At 45.9% G+C, this 18,766-nt stretch carries 19 protein-coding genes; 16 read left to right on the top strand and 3 right to left on the bottom strand.

Features of this window, described 5'->3' with window-relative positions; genetic code table 11:
• Positions 1-14: 14 nt before the first annotated feature.
• Positions 15-986, top strand: coding sequence for a hypothetical protein (locus V7R88_RS09410; protein WP_054396270.1), 972 nt, complete (start codon positions 15-17; stop codon positions 984-986).
• Positions 987-1,104: 118 nt separating this feature from the next.
• Here V7R88_RS09410 and V7R88_RS09405 read toward each other — a convergent pair whose 3' ends face one another.
• A complete protein-coding gene (locus V7R88_RS09405; protein ID WP_003641424.1) occupies positions 1,105-1,467 on the bottom strand; it encodes a hypothetical protein in 363 nt (120 codons plus the stop codon).
• A 131-nt stretch (positions 1,468-1,598) separates the two neighbouring features.
• Here V7R88_RS09405 and V7R88_RS09400 point away from each other — a divergent pair, with 131 nt between their 5' ends.
• The 4 genes from V7R88_RS09400 (at position 1,599) to manA (ending at position 5,389) form a co-directional block, all read left to right on the top strand.
• On the top strand, positions 1,599-2,627 hold the full coding sequence (locus tag V7R88_RS09400; RefSeq protein ID WP_003641425.1) for a branched-chain amino acid aminotransferase: 1,029 nt from the start codon (positions 1,599-1,601) through the stop codon (positions 2,625-2,627).
• A gap of 252 nt (positions 2,628-2,879) precedes the next feature.
• Entirely contained in the window at positions 2,880-3,065 is a 186-nt protein-coding gene (locus V7R88_RS09395) for a hypothetical protein (RefSeq protein ID WP_054396269.1), read from the top strand.
• Positions 3,066-3,327: 262 nt separating this feature from the next.
• The gene (locus V7R88_RS09390) at positions 3,328-4,347 is read left to right on the top strand and encodes a serine hydrolase domain-containing protein (protein WP_054396266.1); all 1,020 of its coding nucleotides are present in this window, start codon (positions 3,328-3,330) and stop codon (positions 4,345-4,347) included.
• A 76-nt stretch (positions 4,348-4,423) separates the two neighbouring features.
• A complete protein-coding gene (gene manA, locus V7R88_RS09385) occupies positions 4,424-5,389 on the top strand; it encodes a mannose-6-phosphate isomerase, class I (RefSeq protein ID WP_054396265.1) in 966 nt (321 codons plus the stop codon).
• Between the two features lie 264 nt (positions 5,390-5,653).
• Here the strand turns inward: manA and V7R88_RS09380 are convergent, their stop codons facing one another.
• Positions 5,654-6,376, bottom strand: a complete 723-nt coding sequence (locus tag V7R88_RS09380) for a type 1 glutamine amidotransferase (RefSeq protein ID WP_054396264.1) — start codon at positions 6,374-6,376, stop codon at positions 5,654-5,656.
• A gap of 2 nt (positions 6,377-6,378) precedes the next feature.
• Positions 6,379-7,725 carry a Mur ligase family protein gene (locus V7R88_RS09375; RefSeq protein WP_057717338.1) on the bottom strand — a complete coding sequence of 449 codons (1,347 nt, stop codon included), beginning with the start codon at positions 7,723-7,725 and terminating at the stop codon, positions 6,379-6,381.
• A gap of 261 nt (positions 7,726-7,986) precedes the next feature.
• Here V7R88_RS09375 and V7R88_RS09370 point away from each other — a divergent pair, with 261 nt between their 5' ends.
• From V7R88_RS09370 to atpH, 11 genes are all read left to right on the top strand, one after another.
• Positions 7,987-8,565, top strand: coding sequence for a thymidine kinase (locus tag V7R88_RS09370; protein ID WP_003644660.1), 579 nt, complete (start codon positions 7,987-7,989; stop codon positions 8,563-8,565).
• Between the two features lie 13 nt (positions 8,566-8,578).
• Complete coding sequence (prfA, locus tag V7R88_RS09365; protein ID WP_054398655.1) at positions 8,579-9,661, top strand: peptide chain release factor 1; 1,083 nt, start codon at positions 8,579-8,581, stop codon at positions 9,659-9,661.
• Positions 9,654-10,517 carry a peptide chain release factor N(5)-glutamine methyltransferase gene (gene prmC, locus V7R88_RS09360; protein ID WP_057717337.1) on the top strand — a complete coding sequence of 288 codons (864 nt, stop codon included), beginning with the start codon at positions 9,654-9,656 and terminating at the stop codon, positions 10,515-10,517. Before prfA ends, prmC begins: the two co-directional genes overlap by 8 nt.
• Positions 10,518-10,813: 296 nt before the next feature.
• Positions 10,814-11,833: an L-threonylcarbamoyladenylate synthase gene (locus tag V7R88_RS09355; RefSeq protein WP_054398651.1), complete on the top strand. Its 1,020-nt coding sequence runs from the start codon at positions 10,814-10,816 to the stop codon at positions 11,831-11,833.
• Positions 11,834-11,891: 58 nt separating this feature from the next.
• Positions 11,892-13,130 carry a serine hydroxymethyltransferase gene (gene glyA / locus V7R88_RS09350; RefSeq protein WP_054398649.1) on the top strand — a complete coding sequence of 413 codons (1,239 nt, stop codon included), beginning with the start codon at positions 11,892-11,894 and terminating at the stop codon, positions 13,128-13,130.
• Between the two features lie 79 nt (positions 13,131-13,209).
• A complete protein-coding gene (upp, locus tag V7R88_RS09345; RefSeq protein ID WP_054398647.1) occupies positions 13,210-13,839 on the top strand; it encodes a uracil phosphoribosyltransferase in 630 nt (209 codons plus the stop codon).
• Between the two features lie 1,295 nt (positions 13,840-15,134).
• Positions 15,135-16,415 carry a uracil-xanthine permease family protein gene (locus tag V7R88_RS09340; RefSeq protein ID WP_054398645.1) on the top strand — a complete coding sequence of 427 codons (1,281 nt, stop codon included), beginning with the start codon at positions 15,135-15,137 and terminating at the stop codon, positions 16,413-16,415.
• A 277-nt stretch (positions 16,416-16,692) separates the two neighbouring features.
• On the top strand, positions 16,693-17,406 hold the full coding sequence (atpB, locus tag V7R88_RS09335; RefSeq protein WP_054398643.1) for a F0F1 ATP synthase subunit A: 714 nt from the start codon (positions 16,693-16,695) through the stop codon (positions 17,404-17,406).
• Positions 17,407-17,443: 37 nt separating this feature from the next.
• Positions 17,444-17,656, top strand: coding sequence for a F0F1 ATP synthase subunit C (gene atpE / locus V7R88_RS09330; protein ID WP_003639224.1), 213 nt, complete (start codon positions 17,444-17,446; stop codon positions 17,654-17,656).
• A gap of 53 nt (positions 17,657-17,709) precedes the next feature.
• Positions 17,710-18,225, top strand: a complete 516-nt coding sequence (gene atpF / locus V7R88_RS09325) for a F0F1 ATP synthase subunit B (protein ID WP_003641439.1) — start codon at positions 17,710-17,712, stop codon at positions 18,223-18,225.
• On the top strand, positions 18,215-18,760 hold the full coding sequence (atpH, locus tag V7R88_RS09320; protein WP_003641440.1) for an ATP synthase F1 subunit delta: 546 nt from the start codon (positions 18,215-18,217) through the stop codon (positions 18,758-18,760). Before atpF ends, atpH begins: the two co-directional genes overlap by 11 nt.
• Positions 18,761-18,766: the final 6 nt, after the last annotated feature.

The following is an 18,766-nucleotide window of genomic DNA, read 5'->3' as shown; positions in this document are numbered from 1 at the left end:
AGGAGGGGTGTCAATTGTTCCGGAAAACAGCAATGGTTGCCGTTACTGCGGGTGCGCTAACATTATTATTAGCCGGTTGCGGTAAGACAACGTTATCAACGACTAAAACCACGTACAAGCCGAACGGGTTAGTAGCAGCCGTTAAAGGTAAGTCCAACGTTAAGAAGGTTCATTACCAGCTTGACGGTGGTCAAACGAAGACGGCGACGGTGCATAATCATACGTTTGTGATTCAAGTTCCGACCAAGACGACCCGCCAAACGGTGAAGATTAAGGCCGGTTCAGATACTACGACGGTGCACGTAAAGGGTGCTAAGAAATTAGTGGGCTATCAAAAGATGGCGACGACTTATAACCAGGCGCTGATTGCTTCTAAACTCAGCAAGTCTGATCAACAGGCGGCTAAGAAGTTGCAAACTGAGGGTGCGGCCCTTAAAAAGCAACAAGCAACGATCCAAGCCAAAGTCAAGCAAGCCCAGGCCCAGATCAAAGCTGGCGGTACGGCGGCGGCCACGGGTGCTAAGACACTCCAAGCCCAACAAACTGCTGCGGCACAGCTCAAGACCAAAGCAGCTAGTTTGCAAACGACTCAAAAGCAGGTCGAAGCAGCCATGGCCACGGCTAAGAAGCAGGTCAAATCGCAATTGTTACCGACGAAGACGCCCAGTGATGGTATCACGAACGTGTTAACAACTAAGGATTATAAGATCCGGCTAAATGTTCAGAAGGGTGACGTCTTGGGGGCAGCGATGATTGTGCCAACCAAGGCCTTTAAGAACAAGACCCGCCAAAATAACTTTGGTACGGCGTTTGCTTTAATGACGACAACGACGGGTGCCAATGCCAAGAAGGTCATGAAAGCGTTCCAGAAGGAAACCAAGGATAATAGTGGTAGTACGACAACAATCGATCCGATTAACTCGAAAGGGGTTCGCTTCACAATCGGTGTCTCCACCTCTGACTTGTATATTTTTATGACTAAGTAGTGCAGTACGGTGCACGTCTATCAGCGTAAGCGAAAAATCACCATCCCTCGAATAATCCAGGGATGGTGATTTTTTTATGGGCAGATTTTAGGCTTGATTCCCAAATTGCCCATTAAATTTACTCAAATGACAACTCCAAGAAGTATAAGTGTTTAGCCGGTAAATGAGCCGAAGAGACCCATACTTCATGGTAGTTCGGGACTTTTTTCTCCGTATAATCAAAGAAGAAATCAAGTAAGTTGCCGTTCTTAGCGACAAAGTCATCCTGAAACCGATTGACTAAAAGCTTGTTGTCGGGAAAATAGATTTCGGGGTTAGCGACCTTGATATGGTCGGGGACACCCATCCGGACGACATTCGTGTATTCCGGTTGGGTAAACTGTATTTCAGTCGGGTGATGGGTGATATAGAACATGACATTATAGATTGAATCTGAATTACTAGCCACGACAAACCAGTCCTTTGCTAAATTTACACTCATTATACCAAAAAAACATTAAAACGTTGGAAATGTTTAACGGCCCCTTGACAAACTTCTAATTAACCATTAATCTTTTAATTAAATTCAAATTAATTAATTTGAAAAATTACATATGAAGGAAGTCGAAGCATATGGCAGACGTACAATTAGACTGGAACAACTTGGGGTTTGAATATCGGAATCTTCCCTACCGTTATCGTGCGTATTGGAAAGATGGCGCTTGGTATAAAAAAGAATTAACGGGAGATGCAACTTTACATATCAGTGAAGGCTCAACGGCATTACACTATGGTCAACAAGATTTTGAAGGCTTAAAAGCTTACCGCACTAAGGACGGTAGTGTTCAATTATTCCGGCCAGATCGTAATGCAGCCCGAATGCAGACCAGTTGCGAACGGTTATTAATGCCACAAGTGCCAACGGATATGTTTGTGGATGCCGTTAAGCAAGTTGTTAAGGCTAATCAAGATTACGTGCCACCGTATGGTACTGGCGCAACCTTATATTTACGCCCATTGATGATTGGGGTTGGCGGTAACATCGGTGTCCATCCGGCCCAGGAATACATCTTCACCGTCTTTGCAATGCCGGTTGGTAGCTATTTTAAAGGCGGGATGACGCCAACCAACTTTACGACGTCTGAATATGATCGTGCGGCCCATAAGGGAACCGGGGCTTATAAAGTCGGTGGGAATTATGCGGCTAGTTTATTCCCAGGCCAAGAGGCGCATGCTAACGGTTTCTCCGACTGTGTTTATCTTGATCCGGTTGAACATCGCAAGATTGAAGAAGTTGGGTCAGCGAACTTCTTCGGGATTACGAAGGATGGCACTTTTGTGACACCGAAATCACCATCAATTTTGCCTTCTGTGACGAAGTATTCATTACTTTACTTAGCAGAACATAAATTTGGAATGAAGACCGAACAAGGTGACGTCTACATTGATGATCTAGACCGGTTTGCTGAAGCTGGGGCTTGTGGGACGGCTGCTGTGATTTCACCAATCGGTGGCTTGGAACATCAAGGCAAGTTACACGTATTTTACAGTGAAACGGAAGTTGGCCCGGTAACGAAGAAATTATATGACGAATTAACTGGGATTCAATTTGGCGACCGGGAAGCGCCTGAAGGTTGGGTTCAGAAGGTTGAATTAGACTAAGCACGGCGTTGATCGTGTGAATTAGAAGACGGCTTTAGTAAGGCTCGTGATGCGAGCAGGACTAAAGTCGTTTTTATGTGCGCACTCAAGTGCCACGTGGTATTGTGAATGGTAAGGATACGCCTTGACCAGTAGGTGTTAAGATGGAAGCAACCGTTCTTCAGCTAAGGGGACGTTACGGTTAGTTTAAGATTGCTAATTGTGATGTAAGAGCTGCTGAAAAAACGCTAAAATTAAGGGGAGTTGGGTAACATGATAAAGTGGAGTAATCAACATTGGCAGACAATTGAATGGATCAGTACGGCGATTTTGGTGGGGTGTACGTTATTGTATAATCACCAGTTTGTGCCGAATCAATGGCTCCTCGTCATTGGCGGGGTTGCCTTGATCAGCTACTGGTTGGTCACGTTACCGCGGTTGTTCAAAAGTCAGCACTGATTGGATTGTACGATCAGTCATATTCAACGGTTATAAACTGAAAGTCGGTTCATTATCAGGTATGGCTACCATTCAGTTAGTCTTGGTTCATTGACGGAACTGGTCATTTATCAACGTCGCCATGATTAGAGTGAAACCCAGTTAGCCGGGGGGTTCGTGTCGTTTTACCCGGACGCTTGGCTGATAGCGACCTTGCAGTTGATTTGACCACTGGCATCCCCAACTTGAATCATGATCCTAATAAGAGAGAATGAATAAATTAATGGCAACTTTCAACAGAACTGAAGCACTAATTAACCAAATGGTCCAAGACCGGGTGATTCCAGGGGCGAGTTATGCCTTGATCGATGGGGCTGAATGCCATATCGAACAAGTGGGAGTCGCTCAAGTTAAACCGGCGATTAAGCCGTTATGGCCGGATGCCATGTATGATCTGGCCTCGGTTACTAAGGTCGTAGGAACGACTACCGTGGCGCTACAGCTGATGCACGATGGCCAGCTTGAAATCGATCGCCCCGTGCATGACTATCTAACGACCTTACGATCGACAACGATTACGAGTCGTAATTTAATGACCCATACAAGTGGTCTGAGTGGCTATATTCCGAATCGAAACGCGTTGTCAGCGGATGCACTATTAGCCGCGATTCAGCGGTTGCCAATTAGTTCACGTAATCGCAACCATCGGGTGGTTTATACGGATTTAGGTTTGATTATCATGGGCCAAGTCATCGAACGCATTCTTGGCGCGGCCATTCAGCCGATTATCACTGCGCGTGTTTTGCAACCACTAGGGCTAGCACACACGAGTTTTCAACCTCAGCCCGCCCAAGCCGTTCCAACCACTTATTCCCTGCAAGCCGGATTGTTGCAGGGTGTCGTTCATGATCCTAAGGCCAGGGTCTTAGGTGAACACTGTGGGTCCGCCGGCCTATTTGCCAGTACGGCGGACCTTGTTCGGTTTTCAAGACTGATGCTCGGTCAAATCGATGTGCCGGAAGTGCTATCACAGACCACGATTGCGAGTTTATATCAAGACTGGACGCCTAATCAACATCTACGCCGGAGCTTTGGCTGGAACCTCTGGCACCGGCCTGATGAGACGATGCCAGTGATTTTTCATACCGGCTATACTGGTACGCTCCTGATGCTCGATCGTCAACGGCAACAGGGACTCGTGTTCTTATCCAATCGGGTACACCCGGTTGCGAATAATTCTGTATTCCTACCCGCACGGCGACGATTGATTGCGGCATGGTTGGCGGATACGGTTACAAATTAGTTAGTTCGGTTTCACAACCGCTTTCATGTATGCTAAAATTTAGATATTAAATTTAACAATGGAGTGAGTAAATCTTATGAGTGAGCCATACTTTTTGAAGCCAGTGTTCCATGAAAAAATTTGGGGCGGTACCAAATTACATGACGATTTTGATTATGATATTCCTAGTGATCATACTGGAGAATGCTGGGCAATTTCGGCCCATCCACATGGGCCAGCGACGGTCGAAAATGGGCCGTATGCTGGTATGACATTGGATCAGGTATGGGCAGAGCACCGCGATGTATTTGGTAATGCCAAGGGGGATGTCTTCCCACTATTGACCAAAATCCTGGATGCTAGTGAAGACTTATCAGTGCAAGTGCATCCGGATGACGCGTACGCAGCTGAACACGAACACGAACTCGGCAAGACTGAATGCTGGTACGTGATTGCGGCTGAGCCAGGTGCAACGATGATTTATGGTCATCATGCCAAGACTCGTGAACAGCTCGCCGAATGGATCAACAATGGTGAGTGGGATAAGTTGTTACGGCGAGTTCCCGTGAAACCCGGCGATTTTCTCTATGTACCATCTGGTACGATTCATGCCGTTGGTAAGGGGATTATGGTATTGGAAACCCAACAGAGTTCTGATACGACTTATCGGCTATATGATTGGGACCGGGTCGATAAGACTACTGGTCAGAAGCGGGAACTACATCTGCAACAATCGATTGATACAACTAACGTGCCGCATCATGACCCTGATCTTGATATCACAACCACGCAAGTTGGGGACGCCACGGTAACTAAGTACGTCCAATCGCCATTCTTTGGTGTTTGGCAATGGCGGTTAACGAACGGTCAAGCAACCTTTAATCGGGGTTCGGCACCTTATACGTTAGTCTCCGTACTGGATGGTCAAGGGAGCATTACCGTTGATGGTCAGGATTATCCATTGAGTAAGGGAATCCACTTCATCTTGCCATTTGATGTTAAACAATGGACGTTGAAGGGTGATTTACAAATTATTGCGTCAGAACCCGGGGCCAAGGCTTAATTAGTTAAACCCCTGATGGGATAAAAAAGATTGATACTGGCTTAGAGCCAATATCAATCTTTTTTTGTATGTTAGCTGATAATATCAGTTTATTAATAATTACTATCTAAAAGTATATAAATATTTATTATAGCTTAAAGGGGTTCACTAATGAGAGGGCTTCCAAAAAGTAAGTCGCGTTGTGATCCGGACTAGTGGATCGTAAACCAAAAGAATCGCTCCTGACCCGCAACTGGGTTAAGAGCGATTCTTTAGTACTGCGGATTAAGGTTTCACGACAACGTTTTTAGTGAGATCTTCATTGAGTTGGTCCAGTGCATCGAAGTTGCCCTCAGGGTACTTACGTTGTAAGGACAGTTTTAAGATTCGTTTGGCGAGGGCTTCGTTGCGGGCGAGGATTGGACCATGGAAGTAAGAACCAAAGGTATTCTTGTAGATGACACCCTCGGATTGGTCCTTCCCGTTATTGCCGTTGCCTTGGAGGACCTTACCAAGGGGCCGCTCACCTTCACCCAGGAAGGTCATCCCGTTATGGTTTTCAAAGCCATAATAGGTCTGATGGGTTTCGGCGTTCTCGATAGTGATATTACCAATAAAGCGATTGTTATCCTGACTGAGCGTGTAATGATCTAAGGCACCGATACCCGCGATCTTTTCACCATGGGCCCCAATGTAGTAATGGCCCAGCATTTGAAAGCCACCACAGATTGCTAATAATGGGCCACCGGCTTCGATATATGCGGTCAAGGCGTCTTTTTTCGTTTGCAGATCCTTGGAAACAATCGTTTGCTCGTAATCTTGACCACCGCCAAAGAGGGCGAAGTCATACTTATCGCCGTCAAACGGGTCGTCCAAGCTGACTAAGTCAACAGTGATGTCGGCATCCACTGCTTTAGCATAGTAGCGCATTGCTAAGATGTTACCGATATCACCGTACGTGTTCATTAAATCGCCGTAGAGGTGTGCGGCGTGTAGCGTATAAGTCATGGTTAAGCCATCCCCCCATCAATAATGCCTTGGCTAGCGAGCTGCTTTCGTAATTGCAACATCGCGGTGTAAGTTGCGACGACGTAGACTTGTTTGGTCGGTAGTTTTTGAATTGCGGTCGTCATGTTGGTCAGGTCAGGAACAATGGTTAACTGATCTTCCGGTACGCCAGCAACTTTTAGTCGGAACGTGATATCACGGTAACGTTCACCGCCACTAATATAGGCGGGAATATTCAATGCCGGTAGTTTTTCAAAGTCACCATCCCAGATCCAACTAGTATCAATACCATCCGCGTAGTTGGCGTTGAGCAGGGCGGCAAATGAGAATGGTCGCTCATCGGTGCTGATTGTTTGCAAGACTTGGTTAAGGCCCACCGGATTCTTGACGAGAATCAGTGTGACGTCCTTTTCGCCAACGTGAAAGGTCTCTTGTCGACCAAAGACTTGTTCATCGTTGTCGCTAAGGGCGTGCGCGATTTTAGCTGGTGTGACGTCCATGAAGCGCCCAACCGCGTAGGCCGCTAGCGCATTATAAATATTATACTGGCCACCGATATTAAGATGCATGGCCTGACCGTTGATTTCAAAGTCTGAGCTAGTCGGTGTCATGGCAGTCAGAGCGTTTAATTTGTATGCCAACTGTGGACGCTCAAAACCGCAGTGGGGACAGTAATACTTGCCCATATTGCTATAAGTTCGACTATGGTAACGTAAAATATGCTGACAACGCGGACAAAGCAGGCCATCCGTATTTGCTGGCGCTTGTTGGTCATGGTCGGGCTGGTAGTCAAATCCGTAATACAGTATCGGATTAGGCAATTGTTTGGCATTGAAGAGTGGCAAATCACCGTTGGCAATAATTGTCGCTTCAGGTGCTAAAGCAACCCCGTCTAAGATTTTTTGATATGTCGTGTAGATTTCACCATATCGATCCATCTGGTCACGGAAAATGTTCGTGAAGACAAAGGCTTTTGGTGTGATGTACTTGGTGACCATGATTACGTTAGCTTCGTCGACTTCTAGAACTGCGAGTGGCTTTTGGTGCGCTTTAGGTGCCCGTAAAAAGGTCGTGACGATACCTTGCTTCATGTTGGATCCGCTTGGATTGGTTAAAATGTCAGGGTACTGTTCACGTAAAACCTTGACCGTCAAGGCGGTCGTTAACGTTTTACCGTTGGTCCCAGTGATGACGATGACGTCGTAGTTTTTAGCGAGATGCTTTAAAATCGTTGGATCGAGCTTCAGCGCTAACTTGCCGGGGAGTGAGCTCCCACCGCCACGGAAGGTGTGTAAAAACCAATATGCGGATTTACCCGTCCAGGTGGCTAATGTACTATTAATTGACATAAGTTATCGGTACCCCTAATTCTTGATTTACCTGGGAAATGATCAGTGTGACCAACTACCGGGTATTAAAATCATAATTACCGGACAAAATGTCCTACTCTCAAGTATTTTATACTGAACGTCCCTAAAAGAAAAGTGATACTCCCGCCATTTAACCGCATATTATCAATTCGTTAATTAGTTTTAATGACAGAATGCTGAAATTCACGGCCAAATCCGCTATAATTGACTAGAAATGTGTAAAAAAGGGGAATGAGTCGCTTGGCACAGTTATTTTTTCGATATGGCGCGATGAACAGTGGTAAAACCATTGAAATTTTGAAAGTTGCACATAACTATGAGGAACAAGATAAGTCGGTCATTATCTTAACGAGTGGCTTAGATAATCGTGATGGTGTGGGCTATGTTGCAAGTCGCATTGGCCTTAAACGTGAAGCAACGCCGGTATTTGATGATACCAATATTTTTGAGATCGTTAAACAAACGAATCCGGATGCTGCGTGCGTTTTAATCGACGAAGCCCAATTTTTGAAAAAGCATCACGTCCTAGAATTGGCTGACATTGTTGATGAGCTAAAGATTCCAGTCATGACGTTTGGTTTAAAGAATGATTTTCGTAACGAATTGTTCGAAGGTAGCAAGTACCTACTGCTATATGCGGACAAGATCGAAGAAATGAAGACAATCTGCTGGTTCTGTCGTAAAAAAGCAATTATGAATTTACGGTTCCACGATGGTCAGCCCGTTTATGAAGGCGAACAAGTTCAAATCGGGGGTAATGAGGCGTACTACCCAGTTTGTCGTCATCATTATTTTTACCCGCCGAAATTAACAAAGTGAGGATTAACTGAGAATGGATAAGTTTTTTGATAAGTTACAAGCCGTTGCCGATCGGTATGAAGAACTCGGTGAATTGTTAAGTGATCCGGAAGTCATTTCGGATTCTCAACGTTTCATGAAGTTATCTAAGGAAATGGGTAATATTCGTGAAACGGTTGAAAAGTATAATCACTACAAAGAAGTGACGAGTCAGATCGAAGAAAATGACGAATTGCTTCATGAAAAGCTCGATGACGAGATGAACGCGATGGTCAAAGATGATTTAAAGAACCTCAACGCGGAAAAGGATCAACTGGAACATGAAATCACGTTATTGATGTTGCCTAAAGACCCGAATGACGACAAGAACATCATCATGGAAATTCACGGTGCTGCTGGTGGTGACGAAGCCAGTCTATTTGCTGCGGACCTGTTCAACATGTACTCGAAGTACGCCGAACGTCAGGGCTGGCAAGTAGAAGTGGCCGACCGGAATGAAACTGAAGTCGGTGGCTTTAAAGAAATCGTTCTGATTATTTCTGGTGACAAGGTCTACTCTAAACTGAAGTATGAGAGTGGCGCACACCGGGTACAACGGGTACCAGTGACTGAATCAGCTGGGCGGGTCCATACCTCAACTGCAACAGTCGGCGTTATGCCGGAAGCACAGGATGTGGACATTGATATTGATCAAAAAGATATTCGGACCGATGTCTTTCGTTCATCTGGTGCCGGTGGTCAACATATCAACAAAACGTCTTCAGCGGTGCGGATGACCCATTTACCAACCGGTATCGTGGTCTCAATGCAAGACCAACGTTCGCAACAACAAAACCGGGCCAAGGCGATGGAAATCTTGCGCGCCCGGGTTTACGACTACTATCAATCACGGGAACAAAACGAATATGATGCTGAACGTAAATCAGCCGTTGGGACGGGGGACCGTTCTGAACGTATTCGGACCTACAACTTCCCACAAAATCGGGTGACGGATCATCGGATTGGGTTAACGCTCAACAAACTTGACCGAGTGATGAACGGCGAGCTAGACGAAGTTATTGATGCCCTCGTTTTAGCTGATGAAGCTGAAAAGATGGAGCGCTTAACTAATGAATAAGCCCACTCAACCCACTTATTTTGAAGCCCAGCAGTGGGCTTCTTTTTGTCTAAAAACGGCCCAGTTGCCGACCGATAGTGCTCGCTTCCTGTTATTGGGCTTGAGCCGGCTCGACCAGACGCAATTACTCATTCATTATCGCGAGCCACTACCCAGTGACGTTTGGCGCGCTTATCAACAGGGAATCGACCGGGTCGTTGCTGGTGAGCCGGTGCAGTACGTGCTTGGCGCCGCACCGTTTTATGGCCTGACCTTACAAGTTAATCCAGCAGTGCTTATTCCTAGAGTCGAAACAGAAGAATTGGTAGACTGGATTTTGACGGATGTCCCAGCGACAGCGCCAGTGCGACTCTTAGACGTTGGTACTGGCTCAGGCGCCATTGCATTGGCAATCAAACACGAACGGCCGGCATGGGAGATTACGGCCAGCGACATTTCAACCGCTGCGTTGCAAGTTGCCAAAGCCAATGCGGACCGCCTTCATTTAGACGTTGCGTTCGTTCACAGTGATCTACTGACGAGTGTTTCAACGCAGCCGTTTGATATTATTGTCAGCAATCCGCCATACATCGCCACCAGCGAAAAAGACGTCATGGACGCCAGCGTCCTCGCCCACGAGCCCCAAACGGCCTTATTTGCTGCCCACGAGGGGCTGGCGCTTTACGAGCAGTTAGCGATGACGGTGGCCGATCATCTGACCTCAACTGGTCGCTTATACTTGGAATTCGGCTACCATCAGGGGTCGGCTTTGCAGCAGCTTTTCGCGCAGTCGATGCCAGACGCGACCGTGACGCTGCGACAAGACATGGCGGGTCACGATCGGATGCTACGAGTTGCAATGGCTCCGACTCGGTAATCGTTGGACTGATTTTTTAAGGGGAATACTGAGATAAGTGCCGATGGCTAGTCCCGGTTCATTCGCGATACGCTCTCTCGACCTTCGGGGTTGGGTGAACGGCGTTAGTGATATGAGTTGACGCACAAGTGGGTGATCTCAAATGTGAGGTTTATTCTAAGTTGGCTACTTTAGACTTGGAGGCAACGTGTGTGCTACTCAAATTCATGATTGGCTGATCAGGCTGTCATGTAAATAATAAAGAAGATTATATAAAAGTAATAATGAATTAATAGTAAAGTAGAGGTTTGAATATTATGGAAACGAAAGTATATACGCCGGCGGAGATTCCAGCCGCGGCGGCGTTGTTGACTGCTGGGCAGTTAGTCGCATTTCCAACGGAGACGGTCTATGGACTGGGTGCCGACGCGACAAATGTGGCTGCCGTTAAGCAAGTGTACCAAGCAAAGGGACGTCCTAGTGACAACCCGTTGATCGTTCACGTTGCCGATGTGGAAACCGTTGAGCGGTTTGCTCAACCATTATCGGAAGCAGCCAAGAAGCTGATCAAGGCATTTTGGCCAGGGCCATTGACGATGATTTTTAAGTTGAAACCGAACGCATTAGCGCCAGAAGTCACTGGTGGGTTGCAGACGGCAGCTTTCCGTAACCCTGATAATGAGGCAACCTTGGCTTTGATTCGTGCAGCGGGAACACCAATCGTTGGACCGTCCGCCAATACGTCTGGAAAGCCTAGTCCGACAACGGCCCAGCACGTGTTACATGATCTTCACGGCAGAATTGCTGGTATTTTGGATGATGGGCCGACTAAAGTCGGAGTGGAGTCGACGGTCCTGGACCTATCGACGGATCAACCTGCGATTCTACGGCCCGGAGCAGTGACACCTGAAGCAATCGAGCGGGTCATTGGTATGCCTGTTCAAACTGAATTGCACCATGTTGGGGCCAAGGAAGTTCCTAAGGCGCCGGGGATGAAATATAAGCACTATGCGCCGAACGCACAGGTTTATATCGTTGATCGTTCGGAAGATTGGCCACAAGCGTTAACATGGGCAGCCCAGCAAGATGTACCTATGGGCGTTATGGCAACGGATGATATTTTAACTAACAATCAGATTCCAGCTAATTGCGAACAATTTTCGCTTGGAAACGATATTCAATCGGCAAGCCGAGAGCTGTTCGCTGGTTTACGACACTTCGATACCGAGACAGAAATCAAAGATATTCTGTGCCAGGCCTTTGAAAATAAAGGGCTTGGGCTTGCTTACATGAACCGATTAAATAAATCTGCCGGTCAGACTCATTTTAGTGTATAATGATTGCAAGTCGGGAAAACCCGAAAGTTGTCACTTGCGAAATGGAGGAGATTTATTCATGAATTACCAGGAACAAGATCCAGAAGTATGGGCTGCGATTAGTAAGGAACAGGCACGGCAACAACACAATATTGAGTTGATTGCTTCTGAGAACATCGTTTCAAAGGGCGTCCGGGCGGCACAGGGGAGTGTGCTGACTAATAAATACTCTGAAGGTTATCCGGGCCACCGTTTTTACGGTGGTAACGAATACGTTGACCAAGTGGAAACCTTAGCCATTGAACGGGCTAAGAAATTATTTGGTGCGGAATATGCTAATGTGCAACCACACTCTGGTTCCCAAGCTAATGCGGCTGCATATATGGCCCTGATCCAACCTGGTGACCGGGTGATGGGGATGTCACTAGATGCTGGGGGACACTTAACACATGGCTCTAGTGTCAACTTCTCTGGTAAACTTTATGATTTTCAAGGTTATGGGCTCGATCCTGAAACCGAGGAATTAAACTACGATGCCATTCTTGCGCAAGCACAAGATTTTCAACCAAAGTTAATCGTTGCAGGGGCTTCTGCTTATAGCCGATTGATCGATTTTAAAAAGTTTCGTGAGATTGCGGACCAAGTTGGGGCGCTATTGATGGTTGATATGGCGCATATCGCCGGTTTAGTGGCGGCCGGGCTACATCCAAACCCAGTGCCATATGCTGACGTGGTTACGACCACGACGCACAAAACGCTACGGGGACCTCGTGGCGGTATGATTTTAGCAAAAGAAAAGTATGGTAAGAAGATCAACTCCGCCGTTTTCCCTGGCAATCAGGGTGGGCCGTTGGATCACGTCATTGCTGGTAAAGCGATTGCTTTGGGCGAAGACTTGCAGCCTGAGTTCAAAGTTTATGCCCAACATATCATTGATAATGCCAAGGCGATGGCGAAGGTCTTCAATGACTCTGACCTGGTTCGGGTTATTTCTGGTGGCACGGACAATCATTTGATGACGATCGATGTCACTAAGTCTGGTTTGAACGGTCGCCAAGTACAAGATCTGTTAGATACGGTTTATATTACGGTCAACAAAGAAGCGATTCCTAACGAGACATTGGGGGCATTCAAGACCTCAGGCATTCGGTTGGGAACACCTGCGATTACGACCCGTGGTTTCGATGAAGCCGATGCAACGAAGGTCGCTGAGTTGATCTTGCAAGCGTTACAAGCGCCGACAGATCAGGCAAACCTCGATGACGTCAAACAACAAGCGATGGCGTTAACAGCTCAACACCCGATTGATGTTGATTAAGTAATTTATATCAGGTCTGGTTTTTTCTCTCTAAATTAGCTACAATAGAAAGAAATCACTAAGGAGTGTGCGTAGCAACATGGGTAAGTTTGAGGTTTTGGATCATCCGCTCATTCAACATAAATTGACGATCATTCGGGAAAAGAACTGTGGTACTAAGGTCTTCCGGGAAATGGTTAACGAAATTTCAACGTTGATGGCGTACGAAGTATCACGCGATATGCCGTTGAAGGACATTGAAATTGAAACACCGATTGCCAAATCAACGCAAAAAACGTTGGCAGGTAAGAAAGTCGCCATTGTACCAATCTTACGGGCTGGCTTAGGCATGGTTGACGGTTTCTTAAACATGATTCCGGCAGCTAAAGTTGGGCACGTTGGGATGTACCGGGATGAAAAGACCTTGAAGCCGGTCGAATATTTCGTTAAATTACCAAGTGACATTTCACAACGGCAATTATTTGTTGTTGATCCAATGTTAGCCACTGGTGGTTCAGCCATCATGGCAATGGATATGTTAAAAAAGCGCGGCGCAAGTAATATTAAGTTTATGTGTTTAGTTGCGGCTCCTGAAGGTGTTAAGGCACTACGGGACGCACATCCAGACATCGATATTTACACGGCAGCACTTGATGACCATTTAAATGAAGATGGCTACATCGTCCCTGGTTTGGGCGATGCGGGCGACCGGTTATTTGGTACGAAGTAAGTTGCATTGATAAAAGGTAGGACTACCAGGCATGCCTGGTAGTCCTACCTTTTTACTTTCCAAAATTATGAACAACTTTAGCCATCAGCCACCCCTGTAAGCCCATCTGTCACGAATCTTGATTAAAACGTGCCAAGTTTAGATTCCTGTTCGTCAGCCGGTGCGCGTCCTATTCCGACCTCCGGGGCTGGGTGACAATTGCTGGAACGTAAGCCGACGTCGATTTGAGCCCGTGCACAACCCGCCCGGTCTCAAATACGAGTCTTATTCTAAGCCGGAAGAAATTCACTTCCGACTAAGAATAATTTGGCTACTGAGCATTGTCACCCAGCCCCTCCAGTCGGTATGCCGCTCGAATGGCAGATGAACGGCCACTTAACTTGGTACAATTTGTCGCTGACTATTTTGATACGGGAACTTTAGACAAAGGGTTAGGATGCATAAGGCACTTTGTCAGGAGTTTCAATCTTATTATTCTAATTCAGACCTGTTGAGCTATCTCAATATCACTTTCAGTCTGACAGTTGATTGACAAAATTACCGTTTATGAAGAACGATGACAAATTCATCAAAGGTTGGGTACATCTCCGTCTGCCATTCGAATACCGTCCCGACTGGAAGGCGTTTCTGACAATGCCCAGTGGTGAAATTTCACTTAGCAAGCGTCTTGTGCTTGGTTAGTGAAAGGCCAGTATTTAAGACGTGGGCTTCGGCTTAAATCTGTGCCCACCACGTTCCGGCAATTGGCAGAAATGCCTGGAAGTCGGCGTAGGACGAACGAATCAAGCAATTTTACGCTAACTCGAACTGTTTCTAGTGGGCCTCAGCTGGCTGGTTCTGAACTTACACAACCAGCACGTTTTAATCAAGATTGATGTGAAATGATAAGTTGCACAACGCGTATATTATAGGTAGTTATTGACATTAACTGTTGGGGTATACTGGACAATCGGGAGTTTTTAGGTGGCGGTTAGGTTGTGTGGTCCGAATATTCGGTGTTATTGGGTAAAAAAGTAACATTATTTCAGGAATGTTGTCACAAATATGATGATGTTTGGGGCTGACATCGTGTTCTTTTCGGGTGTCAATGGTTTGGGTCAAACATTGGTTGACAATTATTTCGGAGACGAGTAGACTAATTGCAATTAAACAGTTCCTTTAAATTAGCTCAGAGAGGCTGAAAAGGATGAACGGACGTGCGCTTTTAAGGAAGCCGTGCGTAATTTCGGACAGCCTAGCCGCTTTGAGTGGTGGGCTGTCTTTTCTTTTGCAATTATTCATAAAAGGGGTGCGTTATGACAAAGAAAGCGGCGTTTCATAATGATGAAGTCGTGCTAGATATTCATGACCGACCAAAGCTTGGTAGTTGGTTAGGCTTGTCCGTGCAACATCTGTTCTCGATGTTTGGTTCTACGGTATTGGTGCCCATCCTGGTGGGATTAAATCCAGGGATTGCGTTGTTCAGTTCGGGTGTCGGGACGCTAATGTATATTTTAATTACGCGGGGGAAGATTCCGGCGTATATGGGCTCGAGTTTTTCATTCATCGTGGTGATGCAGTCTCTGATGAAGACCGCGGGATATCCTGCAATCGCCCAAGGGACGGTCGCAGTGGGTTGTGTGTACCTGCTAGTTAGTTTATTGGTCACGTTAATTGGTTCAGACTGGATCGATAAGGCGCTGCCACCAATTGTTGTGGGGCCAATCGTGATGGTGATTGGGTTGTCGCTCGCAGGAACGGCGGCGAAGGACGCGACGATGAATGGGAGCAGTTATGATATCAAATACTTTGGTGTCGCGATGGCAACGATGCTGCTCACTGTTATTTTTAACATGTACTTGCGTGGCTTTATGAGTTTAGTACCCATCTTACTAGGAATCGTCTGTGGCTATATCATTGCCGTGTTAGCAGGAATCGTTGACTTTTCTGGTGTGGAGAAGGCGCAGTGGTTTGCGATGCCGGCCTTTCAGCTACCCTTTATTAGTTATCATCCGGGTATTTATTGGGGCGCGATTCTGAGTATGGCACCGATCGCCTTTGTGACGATGTCGGAACATATGGGCCATATTATGGTACTCAATAAGTTGACCAAGCGGAATTTCTTCAAGGATCCTGGGTTGAACCATACACTGGCTGGTGACGGGACGGCCTCGATTATTGCCGGCTTTGTCGGTGGCCCACCCGTGACTTCCTATGGTGAAAACATTGGGGTGCTGGCAATTACGCGAGTTCACAGTATTTATGTGCTCGGCGGTGCCGCCTTCTTTGCCATTGTCTTTAGCTTTGTAGGTAAATTATCTGCGTTGATCGAGAGTATTCCATCACCCGTGATTGGTGGGGTCAGTTTTCTACTGTTTGGGGTAATCGCTTCAAGTGGGATGCGAATCCTGATTGATAATAAAGTTGATTTTAATCAGAAGCGGAATTTAATGATTGCATCAGCGATTTTGGTTATTGGAATTGGCAATGCTTATTTGCAACTAGGGAGCTTTCAGTTCAGTGGTCTGGCGGTTGCCACGGTGCTTGGAATTGTGATGAACCTGGTGCTACCGAAGACGGCGGTAAATGAGAAGTAAGTTGTCTTGGCGCGCGTCAAGAATGAAAATAAAGTCGAAATGATGAAAATCCAACGATTTGAAAGCTTAATGAAAGCTTGATATCGTTGGATTTTTATTGATTGACGAAATGTTGAAATTATTTTGAATTTTTTCGACGGTGGTGGTATTATTACCTTTGTATTTTGATTAGGGGTGACCCTGATCTACCATTTCAGGTTACGATAAAATTGACGTTGACTAGCTCAAAGGTTAAGGTTATCGTAGCACCGAAATTAAAGGAAAGAGGTGATATTCAGTGGGTGATCCAGTTCCTACAGTCAAATTCCTTGGACTGACGTTTAATATCGCGAATGACATCTCAGTAGTTGTGACTTGTCTTATTGTGTTCTTGTTTGTCTTTTTACTTTCGCGACATATCGCTATGAAGCCCAAGGGTGGACAAAATGTGCTGGAGTGGCTCATCGAGTTCACGAATGGCATTGTCAAAGGGTCGATCAAGGGGAACGAAGCGTCTAACTTTAGTTTGTACGCATTTACACTGTTTCTCTTTATCTTCATCGCTAACCAACTTGGATTGTTCATTCACGTTCAGGTCGGGCAGTACACGTATCTGAAGAGTCCAACCGCCGATCCGATTGTGACTTTGACGTTATCGTTTATGACCGTCGCACTTGCACATGCTGCAGGTGTTCGGAAAAAAGGTATGGGTGGTTATTTGAAAGAATACACACAACCTTTCGCCGTATTCTCGGTTATCAACGTCTTTGAACAATTTACCGATTTCCTAACTTTAGGTCTTCGGCTGTTCGGGAACATCTTTGCTGGTGAAATGTTACTAACGAAGGTTGCTGATTTGGCAAAGAGCAACGGTTGGTTGAGCTATGTTTACTCATTTCCAATTGAACTCTTATGGCAAGGTTTCTCAGTGTTTATCGGGAGCATTCAAGCGTTCGTGTTCGTAACCTTGACTTCAGTTTATATTTCTCAGAAGGTTAACGACGAGGAATAATTTCTAGTTTTTTAATTTTAAGGAGGATACACAGATTATGGGAGCAATTGCTGCAGGTATTGCTATGTTTGGTGCCGCTTTAGGTGCTGGTATTGGTAACGGTTTGGTTATTTCTAAGATGCTTGAAGGGATGGCCCGTCAACCAGAATTATCTGGTCAATTACGGACTAACATGTTCATCGGTGTTGGGTTGATCGAATCAATGCCTATCATTTCCTTCGTTGTTGCTTTGATGGTTATGAACAAGTAATCATTGGTCAACGAGTTCATTTTAATGAAAATGAAAGAAGGAGGTGTCATTAGATGCTCTCGCATTTAATTATCGGTGCATCCGGTCTCTACCTTGGTGATATGTTGTTTATCGGGATTAGCTTTATTGTTTTGATGGCATTGATCTCTGTTGTTGCTTGGAAGCCCATCACAAAAATGATGGCTGATCGAGCTGACAAGATTGCGAACGACATTGATTCAGCACAAAAGTCACGGCAAGAAGCGAGTGACTTAGCTGATCAACGGCGTGATGCGCTATCACACTCTCGCGCTGAAGCGAGTGAAATTGTCGCTGACGCGAAAAAGAGTGGCGAAAAGCAACGGTCAAGTATCGTTGCCGATGCGCAAAACGAAGCAACGCAGTATAAACAAAATGCGCGTAAGGATATTGAACAGGAGCGTCAAGATGCCTTGAAGAACGTCCAATCAGACGTCGCTGACATTTCGGTTGCGATTGCTACGAAGATTATTAAGAAGCAATTGGATCCGGAAGGCCAACAGGCATTAATTAATTCGTATATTGAAGGGTTGGGAAAGCATGAGTCTTGATAATCTTACAATTGCAAGTCGTTATTCAAAGGCACTCTTTGAACTTGCAGTTGAAAAAGATCAGACCGAAGCATTCCTGGCCGAGTTAAAGCAATTACGGCAAGTCTTTGTCGACAACCCGCAATTGGCAGAGGTCCTCTCAGGATCATTGCTTCCGGTTGATCAAAAACAGACAACGTTGTCAACTTTGACTGACCACGCTTCAGAATACATTAAAAACTTTATTCAAATGTTGTATGATTACGGCCGCATGTCGAACTTAGTTGGCATTGTTGACGCGTTTGAAGCACGTTTCGATGAGAGTCGCAAAATAGTGCATGCCGAAGTAACGTCTGCGGTCAAGTTGTCAGATGAGCAAGCTGATGCAATCGCAAAGGCATTCGCCAAACGCGTTGGTGCCAATCAGGTTGTTTTGTCACGTAAAGTCGATGAAGCAATCATTGGCGGTGTAATTGTGAAGTCAAATAATCAAACGTTTGATGGTAGCGTTGCGTTACAACTAACGAATTTAAGACGAGCACTCATCAACAATTAGTTTACG

Origin of the sequence: Lactiplantibacillus argentoratensis (genome assembly GCF_037290055.1) — a bacterium.
GTDB lineage: Bacteria > Bacillota > Bacilli > Lactobacillales > Lactobacillaceae > Lactiplantibacillus > Lactiplantibacillus plantarum.
The sequence above is the reverse complement of the archived record's forward strand: the minus strand, read 5'-3'. Positions and strand labels throughout refer to the sequence as shown.